This is a genomic window from uncultured Clostridium sp. (assembly GCF_934754915.1).
Taxonomy (GTDB): Bacteria; Bacillota; Clostridia; order Clostridiales; family Clostridiaceae; genus Clostridium.
In genome coordinates, this window is the sequence record NZ_CAKVKB010000097.1 from 1 (window position 1) to 12,930 (window position 12,930).

At 28.5% G+C, this 12,930-nt stretch carries 11 protein-coding genes; 4 read left to right on the forward strand and 7 right to left on the reverse strand.

What is annotated here, in order from left to right:
* Positions 1–104 precede the first annotated feature (104 nt).
* From Q0F58_RS13380 to nadA, 5 genes are all read right to left on the reverse strand, one after another.
* On the reverse strand, positions 105–1,439 hold the full coding sequence (locus Q0F58_RS13380; protein ID WP_294377437.1) for a CoA-disulfide reductase: 1,335 nt from the start codon (positions 1,437–1,439) through the stop codon (positions 105–107).
* 648 nt (positions 1,440–2,087) lie between these two features.
* Positions 2,088–2,810, reverse strand: a complete 723-nt coding sequence (locus Q0F58_RS13385) for a hypothetical protein (protein WP_294377439.1) — start codon at positions 2,808–2,810, stop codon at positions 2,088–2,090.
* A gap of 400 nt (positions 2,811–3,210) precedes the next feature.
* On the reverse strand, positions 3,211–4,047 hold the full coding sequence (gene nadC, locus Q0F58_RS13390; protein ID WP_294377441.1) for a carboxylating nicotinate-nucleotide diphosphorylase: 837 nt from the start codon (positions 4,045–4,047) through the stop codon (positions 3,211–3,213).
* The gene (locus tag Q0F58_RS13395) at positions 4,025–5,332 is read right to left on the reverse strand and encodes an L-aspartate oxidase (RefSeq protein WP_294377443.1); all 1,308 of its coding nucleotides are present in this window, start codon (positions 5,330–5,332) and stop codon (positions 4,025–4,027) included. The genes nadC and Q0F58_RS13395 overlap by 23 nt, the downstream gene beginning before the upstream one ends.
* Positions 5,332–6,300 (reverse strand): quinolinate synthase NadA, encoded by a 969-nt coding sequence (nadA, locus tag Q0F58_RS13400; RefSeq protein WP_294377445.1) that lies wholly within the window; start codon positions 6,298–6,300, stop codon positions 5,332–5,334. The genes Q0F58_RS13395 and nadA overlap by 1 nt, the downstream gene beginning before the upstream one ends.
* 282 nt (positions 6,301–6,582) lie before the next feature.
* Here nadA and Q0F58_RS13405 point away from each other — a divergent pair, with 282 nt between their 5' ends.
* From Q0F58_RS13405 to Q0F58_RS13415, 3 genes are read left to right on the forward strand one after another with little or no spacing between them, the layout of a single operon-like run.
* The gene (locus tag Q0F58_RS13405; RefSeq protein WP_294377447.1) at positions 6,583–6,951 is read left to right on the forward strand and encodes a GntR family transcriptional regulator; all 369 of its coding nucleotides are present in this window, start codon (positions 6,583–6,585) and stop codon (positions 6,949–6,951) included.
* Positions 6,951–7,724 (forward strand): ABC transporter ATP-binding protein, encoded by a 774-nt coding sequence (locus Q0F58_RS13410; protein WP_294377448.1) that lies wholly within the window; start codon positions 6,951–6,953, stop codon positions 7,722–7,724. Before Q0F58_RS13405 ends, Q0F58_RS13410 begins: the two co-directional genes overlap by 1 nt.
* Positions 7,718–8,545 carry an ABC transporter permease gene (locus tag Q0F58_RS13415; RefSeq protein WP_294377450.1) on the forward strand — a complete coding sequence of 276 codons (828 nt, stop codon included), beginning with the start codon at positions 7,718–7,720 and terminating at the stop codon, positions 8,543–8,545. Before Q0F58_RS13410 ends, Q0F58_RS13415 begins: the two co-directional genes overlap by 7 nt.
* 85 nt (positions 8,546–8,630) lie before the next feature.
* On the opposite strand, the gene hcp is transcribed toward Q0F58_RS13415, so the two are convergent.
* On the reverse strand, positions 8,631–10,544 hold the full coding sequence (gene hcp / locus Q0F58_RS13420) for a hydroxylamine reductase (RefSeq protein WP_294377452.1): 1,914 nt from the start codon (positions 10,542–10,544) through the stop codon (positions 8,631–8,633).
* Positions 10,545–10,854: 310 nt separating this feature from the next.
* The gene (deoC, locus tag Q0F58_RS13425) at positions 10,855–11,517 is read right to left on the reverse strand and encodes a deoxyribose-phosphate aldolase (protein ID WP_294377453.1); all 663 of its coding nucleotides are present in this window, start codon (positions 11,515–11,517) and stop codon (positions 10,855–10,857) included.
* A 300-nt stretch (positions 11,518–11,817) separates the two neighbouring features.
* Here deoC and Q0F58_RS13430 point away from each other — a divergent pair, with 300 nt between their 5' ends.
* On the forward strand, positions 11,818–12,600 hold the full coding sequence (locus Q0F58_RS13430; protein WP_294377454.1) for a DeoR/GlpR family DNA-binding transcription regulator: 783 nt from the start codon (positions 11,818–11,820) through the stop codon (positions 12,598–12,600).
* Positions 12,601–12,930 lie beyond the last annotated feature (330 nt).

Consider the following 12,930-nt stretch of genomic DNA (forward strand, 5'->3'; position numbering starts at 1 on the left):
TTATATTTCAATCCTTTCTTAAAATAATATAAAAAATGACTTTAGCATTACTGCATCAGCCATTTTTTATATAAGAACCTATTTAATACTATCTGCTGTCGTTTTTATTTGCACACATTTCCTGCCACATTTAATACATCCCAAGTTCTTGCAAATGGTGGTGCATAGCAAAGATCAAGCATTCCCAGTTGTTTTGTTGTAAGTTTTCCAAAAATACATGCAGCTATTACATTTACTCTCTGTACTGCATCTTTATAGCCTGCTGCCTGACCACCTAAAATCACCTTAGTTTCTGCATCATAAATCAATTTTACATATATTTTGCTCTGACCCGGATAATAATTAGTCTGATTCATATCAGTTATAAATGCTGTCTTATAATTTAAATTTAAAGCCTTAGCTTTGCTTTCAGTAATTCCTGTTCTTCCAGCTTCCATATCCATAACCTTTATACAGCTTGAAGATAATGATCCTTGAAATTCATTTTCTGCCCCTGCAAGATTTTCTCCTACAATACGTCCAAGTTTATTAGCTCCTGTTGCTAGGGGTACATAAGATTTTTCTCCAGTAACAAACTGAGTTATTGTTGCACAGTCTCCAGCGGAATATACATCTTCAATTGAAGTTTTTCCAAAGTCATCAATTATTATAGCACCATTAGGAAGCATTTCCAAACTGCTGTCTTTTATAAATCCAGTATTAGGTTTTACTCCTGTAGCAATTATTACTATATCAGCTTCAATTTCTCTTTCTGCTGTACACACTTTTTCTACTTTTTCTTCACCAATGAGTTCTGTAACACTTTCATTTAAATATAAATTCACATCATGTTTTTTTAATTCTTCTTCAAGAACATCTGTAATTTCCTTATCAAATACATCCTGGAGAATTCTGTCTCCAAGCTGGAATACAGATACTTCTTTATTATATTTCTTTGCTGCTTCAACTGCTTCAAGTCCAATAAATCCAGCTCCAATAATAGCAATTTTTTTATTATTTTCATTTTGGAATAATTCTCTCAAAGCCTTTCCATCTTCCATACTTTTAAGAGTATATACATTTTTAAGTTTATAATTTTTAATTGGAGGTATTATACTTGAAGCTCCTGTTGCAATCATAAGCTTATCATAAGCATCTTCAAATACGCTGCCATCTTTTAAGTTTTTTACAATTACCTTCTTGTTGTTAAAATCTATATCTGACACTTCATGAAGTGTCTTTACATCTACTCCAGACTTTATAAATGCTTCTGGAGTTCTGGCTATCATGTTATTTGATTCTTCAAAGAATCCTCCTACAAAATAAGGTAAACCACATGCACCAAAAGACACTATATCATTTTTTTCATAAATTACAATTTCTGCATCCTTGTGAAGTCTTCTGAATTTAGCTGCTGCACTTGTTCCTGCTGCAACTCCTCCAATTATTATAACTCTCATTATTTTTCCTCCTAAGTTTCAATTGACAATGAATGATTAAATTATAAAAAATCATATTTCTTTTACTTTAATATATATACGTATATACAAAACTCATATATTATTAATTGCAATACATATATTATTTTATACAATTGTTTTTATTATTATATATACGATTTTTCTTATAAGTTGTCAATATATTCTATCAGTTTACTCATATATTCTTCTGACTGCAACTATATTAACCCTTAAATAATTCCCTATATATAAAAAATTAAACTCTTTTCTATTTATTATATTCCAAATAAATATATATTTGTTATTAATAAACACATCCTAGAATTTATCATATTTTGTACACATATTCTAAGCCAAAATGAGAATTTCTTTAAAATTAATTGAAATAGTAAGAAGGAGCTGTGGCATTAAGAAATTCAACTATCATATATAGCATATAAATTAAGTTATTTAATACTATATATGGTATGATTTAATCTTTATGCTATAGCTCCTCTTTTTTATAAATATTCAATAAAGATTTATTGTAATCATTATAAAAATGTATGTTTTTATTATTTACAGAAATCAAAAAATACTTTCTTAAATCTAATTTTCCATCTTTGTACACATTATAAATTACAAAATGCAGCAACTATATAATAACAATTAATTGTTATATCTTGTTTGAACATACGTACCTGTTTCTTTTACTTCATCAAGAGAAATAGTTCTTCCCCAATTAACAACACCTTGAGAACTTCCATTCAAATGCATATTTCCTTCTGCAATAACAATATCATCACCATCAAAACCTAGTACGACAACTGAATGAGTATCATAATTCATTCTGATGATATCACCAATTCTAATATTATCAAAATCAGTATGTTGTTTTACTGGTGCTGAACCAAAAGCTGCATCACTTAATAAATAAGCAAAACCTGCACAGCCATAACCAATTGTGCCATCACCCTTGAATTGATAGGAATTATCATTATCCCAATTCATCCCTTGAGGATATTGATTCTCCATTTCAATAATTTTGTAATAAACATCATTTTCATCTATAGTATTATTTTCTATACATTCACCATCAGAATTAAACTCATATATTAATCCATCGATACTTTGTGTTCCAGTAACCATTTCACCACTAGAATTTAAATAATACCATTTACCATTATCTTGTAACCATCCAGTTTCCATATAGCCTGAATCATCAAAATAATACCATGCATTATTAATAAACCTCCAGCCTATTGACCATGAACTTCCTTCTGTATACCACCATCCATTAATATCTCTTTTCCATGCTGCATTTGCACCTGTTGAAGTAAATCCAAGTACCGATATTAAAATTCCTAATACAGCAATTGTTTTTTTGATCATATTATTCCCCCCATTAATTCATATGTGCTTTTATTTTTCTGCTAAAATATTAATTAATTATTTTAGCAGTAATTTTTGTAATTTTTATCAGTAATGATAATTTTTTCTTATATATTTTAAAGTATACTACAAAACAACTGAAAATAGTTAACTTTTTTTATAATTTTTAACCACTTACTATTTTAATATACCAATATTGTATTTCAATTTTTAACACAACACTTACTTCCAGATACAAGCTTAGAACAATGAAAAATTATGGGAGAAATCCTTTCAAAGATTTCACCCATAATTTTTTAGTTTATATTTAGAATGTAATTATCTCTTTTACAGTTCAAACTCTATATTTTACATGTGTGATATGGATTTTAAATATAATTCTAATCTTACAGCACATATATCAAATATTCTTTAAATTTTTCATGCTTAAATCCAATATTTTAAATGAATGTGTAAGTGCTCCTACCGATATATAATCCACACCTATTTCAGCAATTTTCTTTATGTTTTTTAATTCAACATTCCCAGAAAATTCAATAAGCGCTTTATCTCCAATTAATTTTACAGCCTGTTTTGCTGTATTTAAATCCATATTGTCAAGCATTATGATATCAGCACCAGCATCTAATGCCTCTTTTACCATTTCAAGATTTTCTGTTTCAACCTCAATTTTTCTCACAAAAGATGAATGTTCCTTTGCAAGCTTTACTGCATTTTTTATTCCTCCAGCTGCACTTATATGGTTATCTTTAAGCATTACACCATCAGACAGATTAAATCTATGGTTACATCCGCCACCCACTTTTACACTATATTTTTCAAGAATTCTTAAATTTGGTGTTGTCTTTCTTGTATCTAATAATTTTGCTTTGGTATGTTTTATTTCCTGTACAAATTTATTAGTAAAGGTCGCTATTCCACTCATTCTCTGTAATATATTTAAAGCTACTCTTTCACCCATTAAAATCTTTCTTGTATTTCCCTTTAGAAATCCTATTTTATCTTTTACAAAGACCTTATCTCCATCATTTTTATACAGCTCAACATCTACATCACCAAGCACTTCAAACACTCTTTTAAAAACATCAAGTCCTGCTATAATTCCATCTTCTTTACATAGAAGTTCTACTGTAGACATACTATTCTTATCAACTACAGAATTTGTTGAAATATCTTCGTTTGGAATATCCTCTAACAATGCATTTTTTATTATATTATCTACAGCCAAGTAATTCATTATCAAGCTTTCCTCCCATTTCTTTAATTGTTCTTCTTACTATTTCTTCATTTTCAATTATAAGCTCATCAAGACTTTTATCTATATTTTTTACAACTGCAACTTTACTTTCTATACTGTCAATTTCTCTGTTTATAACATCTGCACCTCTTCTTGAAAATACTAATCCTTCAAGAAGTGAATTGCTTGCTAATCTATTTGCTCCATGAATTCCAGTACAGCTTGCCTCTCCAACTGCATATAAATTTTTCATAGATGTCTGAGCATTTGTATTAACCTTTATTCCACCCATGAAAAAATGTTGTGCAGGAGATACCTTAATCTTTTCCTTAGTTATATCAGTTCCTCTTTCAAGGCATGCTTTATATATTGAAGAAAATCTATTCTTTATATATTCTTCGCCTAAAAATCTTATATCAAGATACACATATGGAGTATCTGTTTTTTTCATTTCATCATAAACAGCTGCTGATACTACATCTCTAGGAAGAAGTTCATTGATAAACCTTTCTCCATTTATATTAGTAAGTTTTCCACCTTCTCCTCTGACAGACTCGGATATTAAAAATCTCCTATCGTCCTTATCTCCTTCATAAAATGCTGTAGGATGTATCTGTATATAATTTATATCCTTAAGCTCTACATTATGTTTTACTGCAGCTGCAATTCCATCACCTTTTAAAATTCTCTGATTTGTTGAATTATTAAATAATCCTCCGATTCCTCCAGTAGCAAGTATTACTGCTTTTGAATAAACATTTATCTGTTCATTATCCCTTATTAGGACTGCTCCTATACATGTATTATCCTTTTCTATTAAATCAGCAAAATACGTATTTTCATATATAGTAATATTGTTCTGTTTCCTTACATTTGCAATAAGAGTTTTAGCCACATTTTCTCCAGTATTATCCTTTGTATGAACTATCCTGTTTATTGAATGTGCACCTTCTCTTGTAAAATTAATGCTTCCATCTTCATTTCTATCTAAATCTAATCCCATTTCCATTAATGTTTTTACATTTTCCATAGATTCTTCTGTAAGGACTTTTACTGCATTCAAATCATTTTTATATTGTCCAGCTTTTAAGGTATCTTCTATAAATGATGGTATGTCATCTTTATTCCTTGCTACAGATATACCTCCCTGAGCCAAATAAGTATTAGTTGTAGTTATTTTATCTTTGCATACAACCAGTACATTCAAATCCTTTCTTAGATTTGAAGCAGAATACAATCCTGATACCCCAGAACCTATAATAACAACATCAAAAAATTTATTCATTATTTTTCACTTCCCAATTTATGCATATTCTCTAAAGATCTCAATGCTTTTTTTCTTATTTCCTCATCCAAAATAATCTCATTTTCCATGTTTAATAGTGAATCATAAAGATTTTCAAGTGTTGTCTTTTTCATATCCTGACAACATATTCTGTCTCCAGGTATTATAAATTTTTTATCTGGATTTTTCTTTTTCAATTGATGTAAAATTCCTTCCTCAGTTGCAATTATATATTCCTTTCCATCATCATTTGTTGCATAATTGATGATTCCACTTGTGCTTCCTATATAATCAGCCATATCTCTGATTTCTTTTGTACATTCTGGATGTACTAATATTTTTGCATCAGAATGCACTTTTTTTGCCTTAAGAATATCTTCTTTGCTTACCTTATTATGACATCTGCAGAAACCGTTCCATAATATAAATTCTTTGTCTGGGAAAAATTCTGAAATATATCCACCTAAATTCTTATCAGGCAGAAATAAAATCTGTTTATTAGGTATGTTCTTTAATATTTTTAAGGCACTGGAAGAAGTTACAGCAACATCACAATGAGCTTTTACATTATAAGTTGAATTTATATAACACACTACAAAAGCATCTGGATACTTTTCTTTCATTTCAACCACAGCTTTTCCACTTGCCATATCAGCCATATTGCATCCTGCACTAGGACAAGGCATTAAAACTCTCTTTTCTGGTGATAAAATTTTTGCACTTTCTGCCATAAATCTTACTCCACAGAACATTATTACCTTTTCATTACAATCTCTTGCCTTCTCACTCAAATAATAAGAATCTCCAACATAATCTGCTAATTCCTGAATTTCACCTGGCTGATAGTAATGTGCAAGTATCACTGCATTTCTTTCTTTTTTTAATTTTAAAATCTCTTCTTTTAAATTTAGACTCTCTTTATTTACACGACTACTTACTACACTTCCATCTTCAAAACTTAAATACATATTTACACCACTCTCTAATAATATTTACACATGTATATACACCTTGTGGATTATTATATCACTGCCTGTCCTTATATTCAACAAATAAAAATACTCTTTGAGTATAGATGATATATATCTGCCAATTAACAATATACAGTAGTTTTATTATTAGAACTCATATAATAATATATTTATATATTATTTTGAATTTTTTCCATTTACTGTTGACATCTTCTAATAAAAATTGTATTATTGTATTAACAACTTAGTACAATAGTACAATAAAAAAGGAGTGAGAATATGTCATGGAATTTTACTAACGACAGACCAATTTACATGCAGCTTATGGAAAAAATACAATTAAAAATAATCTGTGGCTATTATAAACCTGGTGAAAAACTTCCTTCTGTACGAGATATAGCAAGTGAAGCAGCTGTTAATCCTAACACAATGCAGAAAGCCTTAACTGAACTTGAAAAAACAGGGTTGGTATTCAGTAAGCGAACAAGTGGAAGATTTATTACGGAGGATTCAGATATGATTAAAGATATGAAAAATAATTTAGCAAAAGAACAGATAAATGATTTCCTTAAAAGCATGGAAAAAATAGGATACACAAAAGAAGATACAGTTAAACTTGTTGAGACAATAATAAAGGAGATGAAATAATGAATAATGACGGACTTTATATTCACAACAATGAATCTGATACATCTTATGATTACAGCTCTAATAACTCTAATAACATACCTATTTTAGAATGCAGAAACTTAATAAAAACATTTGCTGGTAAAAAAGCTCTTAATGGAATTGATTTAAAGGTAAACAGAGGCAGAATTGTAGGACTCCTTGGACCTAATGGAAGCGGCAAAAGCACCCTTATAAAACTTGCTAATGCATTACTGACTCCAACAAGCGGAGAAATATTAATAGATGGTAAAACACCTGGAGTAGAATCTAAAGAAATAGTCTCATATCTTCCAGAGAGAACATATCTCAATGACTGGATGAAAGTATCTGATATAATAGATTTTTTCAGTGACTTTTATAAGAATTTCAACAGTGATAAAGCTTATGATATGCTTAAAAAATTAAATATAAATCCTAGCGACAAATTGAAAACAATGTCTAAAGGTACTAAAGAAAAAGTTCAGCTTATACTTGTAATGAGCCGTGAAGCAAAACTCTATCTTTTAGATGAACCTATTGCAGGTGTTGATCCAGCTGCAAGAGATTATATATTAAATACTATTATAACTAATTATACTGAGGATTCAACAATAATAATATCAACTCACCTTATTTCAGATATTGAAAGAATACTTGATGATGTTATATTTTTATCTTATGGAGATATTTATTTATCAAAAAGTGTTGATGAAATCAGAGAAAATGAGGGAAAAAGTATTGATGATTTGTTCAGGGAGGTATTCAGATGTTAAAAAAGTTAATGAAATATGAATTTAAGGCAACTGGAAGATATCTTTTTCCATTATATGCTGCTCTTATAGCATTTGCATTTATTATTAGAGTATTCTTTAAAGAAAACCTACTTAATACGATTAATAACAATTCTGTAATAATTGAAAAATTTTCAATGTTTGGAAGGCTTGCCACTATGATATCAGTATTTGCATATGGATTTACTATGGCTACTGTATTTGTTGCTACTTTCCTTATCATTGTTCAAAGATTTTATAAAAATCTTCTTGGAGATGAAGGCTATTTAATGAATACACTCCCAGTAAAACCATATTTAAATATAATAAATAAAATTTCAGTATCTATAATTTGGACAATATTAAGCTGTTTTGCTGCTTTTTTATCACTCATAGTTCTTTTTGCAACATATGATTCTTTCACTAATATAATCTCTTCAATATCATTCCTAATTACTGAAGCTCAAAAAGAATTTGGAATAATGAGTTTTATAATATTATTTGAATATTTTATATTAGGACTTATTGAATTAGGAAAATCAATAACAATGATTTATGCTTCTATATCAATTGGACATTTGTTTAATAAATCAAAAATATTATTGTCAATTGGTGCATTTATAGGATTAAGTATAGCATCTAATATGATTAATTCATTACTTCTTGTCATACTTTCACAATTACCTATAGATATTTTTGAGTTTTCTTCAATTCACTCTATGGGAATAGTATTATTATTTACAATAATATTTGAAGGCATATACTTATGTTTATATTTCTTTATAACTAATCATATTATTACCAACAACTTAAATCTTGAATAGAAGAGATAATATTCAAAATAAATTATAAAATATTCCGTCGTTTCTATTTTAGTAGAAATGACGGAATATTTTAAATAAGCATATCTTATTTTAATTTTTCTAAAATTTCATTTACATCAAATCCATGAACATTACATGCATCTTCTAATGTTTCAGCCTGAGATGATGGACATCCTATACAATGCATACCTGCTTCCATCAATACATTGATATTTTCAGGACTTGATTTTATTATATCAGCAATAATCATATCTTTAGAAATTTTTCCTTCTTCAACTTTCACATCTTCATTGAAAAACATCTTCATATCTTCTTCTACTGTAGTAATTCCACCTATACCGAAGTTTTCAACTAACACTTTTGCCACATTTGGTGATAAAAATGCTGGAAGTGTTGGCCCTAAGTGAATTTCTTTTACTCCAAGATATAATAAAGACAATAATACAATTACTGCTTTTTGTTCATACCATGCAATATTGTATATAATTGGTAATTCGTTGATATCAGATAATTCAAATACTTCTTTTAATTTAAGTGCAATTAATGCCAATGAATAAGAGTCATTACATTGACCTGCATCTAATACTCTTGGAATGCCACCGATGTCACCTAAATCTAATTTATTATATTTATATTTTGCACATCCTGCTGTTAATATTACTGTATCCTTTGGAAGGGCTTTTGCAAAGTCAGTATAGTAATTTCTTTTAGATGCTCTTCCATCACATCCTGCCATTACTACAAATTTCTTTATAGCTCCAGATTTAACAGCTTCAACAACAGTGTCAGCTAAGGCAAATACCTGTTCATGAGCAAATCCACCAACTATTTCACCTGTTTCAATTTCTGTTGGAGGTGCACATTTCTTTGCTAATTCAATGATTTCAGAGAAATCCTTCTGGCTTCCGGCTTCCCCTTCAATATGCTTACATCCTGCAAATCCTGCTGCACCTGTTGTAAACATTCTATCTTTATAAGAATCCTTTGGTGGTACAATACAGTTTGTTGTCATCAATATTGGTCCATTGAAAGATTCAAATTCTTCTTTTTGTTTCCACCATGCATTACCGTAGTTTCCTACTAAATGCTTATATTTCTTAAGTTTAGGATAATAATGTGCTGGAAGCATTTCTGAATGAGTATAAACATCTACTCCAGTTCCTTCTGTCTGTATTAATAATTGTTCAATATCAGATAAATCATGACCAGATACTAATATTCCAGGATTTTTTCCTACTCCTATGTTAACCTTTGTTATTTCAGGATTTCCATAAGTTGATGTATTTGCAGTATCTAAAAGTGCCATTCCATCAACACCTGTTTTACCTGTTTCTAAAGTTAATGCTACTAAATCATCTGCACTTAAAGAATCATCTAATAATTTAGCAAGTGTTTCCTGCATAAATGCATCAATTTCTTCATTATCATGACCTAATGCATTTGCATGTTTAGAATATGCACTTAATCCTTTTAATCCATAAGTTATTAATTCTCTTAATGAACGTATATCTTCATCTTCAGTTGCAAGAACACCAACTTCTTTAGATTCTGCTTTAGTTTTTAATATTGAATTCACTTCTTCTGCTGACTTGTTTCCATTAATAATATCTTTAATAGCTTTCAATATTCCTGAATTGTTTTCTGCATCTAAATCCCATACAGCTGCTTCAGATAAACCATTCTTATCTGATAACTTTTCTATTAATTCATTTTTCTTTATTAATGTTTCTTTAACTCTTGCATAGAAAACTTCATCATCAAAATTTGCATTTGTAATTGTTGTAAATAAATTAAGAGTTATATAGTGATTTAATTCCTTATCTATCTTCTTTCCTTCTTTACGTAAACGAGTTGTAACTTCAGCCAGCCCCTTTGTTACATATATTAATAAATCCTGCATGTTTGCAAGATCTGCAGTTTTCCCACATACGCCCATCTTTGAACATCCCTTGTTTCCTGCTGTTTCTTGACATTGGTAACAAAACATATTATTTTCCATAATTAATTCCTCCAAGCTTTATAAATCAAATTTTAGCTATTCTTCTAAAATAATATTTTTCACATTTAATAGCTGTTTCTAAATATCTCTCAGCTATATGCTTATTTTATCTATAACTCATATAAAGATATGTAACATATGTTACATATAGAAAAATTAATTATTATTTTTTATTTTATAAAAAAAATCAATCCATACCATAAGAATTACTCTACTTGTTTGGATTGATTTTTGTTTTTACATGTTTAATTTTTAAGATAAATGGTTTTATTAAATCATTATTTTTTAATATAATAACTTCCATTAAATTTTAATATCCTTGTGTTGCTTCACCTTTTAAAAGACCTACTGCTCTACTTGTTCCAATTCTATCACAGCCTTCACTTATAAACATTTCAAGATCTTCTACTGTGCTTACTCCACCAGCTGCTTTAATCTTTACATTTGGCCCTATATGTTTCTTAAATAATTTAACATCTTCAAGAGTTGCTCCGCCAGTTCCAAATCCTGTAGAAGTCTTTATATAGTCAGCACCAGCTTCAGTTACAGCTTTACACATAGCTATTTTTTCTTCCTCTGTTAAATAGCAAGTTTCTATTATTACTTTTAAAATTTTATCTTCGCATACATTTTTTAAAGTTCTTATTTCTTCAGTTACTTTATCAAATAATTTATTTTTAACATCAGTAATGTTAATTACCATATCTATTTCATTTGCACCATCTTCTAAAGCCTTTCTTGTTTCTGTAACTTTAGCTTCTGTGCATGAATATCCTAAAGGAAAACCTACTACTGTACATATATTAAGTTCTGGATATTTTTCATGTATACGTGATATATAGCATGCTGGAATACATACAGATGCTGTTTTGTATTCAATTGCATCATCACATATTTTCTGTATATCTTCCCATGTTGCAACTGGACTTAATAATGTATGGTCTACATGTCTTAAAATTTCTTGTTTATTCATTTCTTTTCCTCTTTTCCATAATAATTATATATTCTAATTAACAATGTACAATGGACTATTGACAATGAAGGATGAAATCTTTTCAAGATTTCTTTATTTATATATATAGTTTTATTATTGAAACATATATTAAATATATTTTTTACAATTTTATAATGTTGTGATAATAGTAATATTTTTTTGTTATAATGTCAACATAAAATGTTAGAGTTCTAACATTTTTAATCTAATACTTCTTTAACTCTTAATTAAAAGATGTTAGAATATAAACAATAATTAAAATAACAAGGTGATTTTATTTTGAATAAGAAGTTAAATCGTACAAATGCAATAATAAATATATTAAAAGAGAAAAATGGTGCCTCAGTAAAAGAACTTGCTTTGACTCTTGATGTTTCTGAAATGACAATAAGACGTGATCTTGAAATACTAAAATCAAACAACATTATCACTAATGTTTATGGAGCAGCTATTTATAATCCTGCAAATAATATAGAAAAACTTGAATCATTCTATGATATAAAAAATGAAGGCATACGTTGTGAAAAGGAAAAAATCAAAATAGGAAAAGCTGCTGCAAGACTTATATCATCAGATGATATAATAATAATTGATACAGGCACAACAACTGAAAAATTAGCAAAATTTATAGATAACAATCTTAAAATTAGTGCATTAATATACAACACAAACATTTTGATGGCTTTATCAAAAAAGAAAAATATAAATCTCATATTTTCAGGAGGATATTTTCACCCTAACACAATGATGTTTGAAAGTGAAGAAGGCATTTCCTTAATAAAAAAGACCCGTGCTACAAAAGTTTTTGTTTCTGCAGCAGGTATTCATGAAAATTTAGGCATAACCTGTTCCAATAATTATGAGGTATTGACTAAACAGGCTATTATCAAATCATCTGTTAAAAAAATTCTTTTAGCCGATTCAAAAAAATTTGATATTGTGAAATCTTCTTACTTTGCAGAACTTACTGATTTTGATGTAATAATAACAGATAATAAAATTACTCCCCGCTGGCAGAAAAAAATTACTGATTTAGGAATAGAACTTATCATTGCTGATTAATAAATATATTTTTTAATTATTCATAATCCAAATTGCATCATATCAACATGTATTAATATTATGAGCAACATAATTACAGTTCTGAAATAAAAAACATGCTGCAAAATATATAATTAAAGGACTGCTGCATAAACTATTATCCTGCTTAATATAGCACTTAACATTTATGCAACAGTCCTTTTTCATTTCTTTTATTCAAATTTTACTTTTATCATAGCCTTAATAATGTCTACGCATTTTTCTCTTCCCAGCTTGGTGTTAGTATAAAAGTGTAGACACAGACAGATAGTTTTTAAAATGATATAATTATAGAAAATAAAGGAAGTGTCT